The following is a 273-nucleotide window of genomic DNA, read 5'->3' as shown; positions in this document are numbered from 1 at the left end:
CACCGGTTCGGTCATGCGGGCCCCCTCGCGGTCGGGTTGAGATCGGCCAGGACGGTTTCGCCCGCGACCATGGTCTGACCCACCCGGACCAGCGGCTCGACGCCCGGCGGCAGGTAGACATCCAGCCGCGAGCCGAAGCGGATCAGGCCGAAGCGCTCGCCCGTTCCCAGCCGGTCGCCGGGCTTGACGAAGCACAGGATGCGCCGCGCGACGAGGCCCGCGATCTGCACCACGGCAAGATCGCGCCCGTCCGCCATGCGGATGCGCAGGCTG

Annotated in this window: 1 protein-coding gene; it reads right to left on the bottom strand. The window is 72.2% G+C overall.

Annotation, left to right across the window (positions count from 1 at the left end):
* Positions 1-11 precede the first annotated feature (11 nt).
* A partial coding sequence (locus SB753_RS37270) for a phosphatidylserine decarboxylase (protein WP_410805166.1) occupies positions 12-273 on the bottom strand: 262 nt, incomplete at its 5' end.

It is taken from the genome of Paraburkholderia sp. SIMBA_053 (assembly GCF_046534895.1).
GTDB lineage: Bacteria > Pseudomonadota > Gammaproteobacteria > Burkholderiales > Burkholderiaceae > Paraburkholderia > Paraburkholderia caledonica.
Note: the sequence above shows the minus strand (reverse complement) of the source record. Positions and strands in the feature narration are given on the sequence as shown.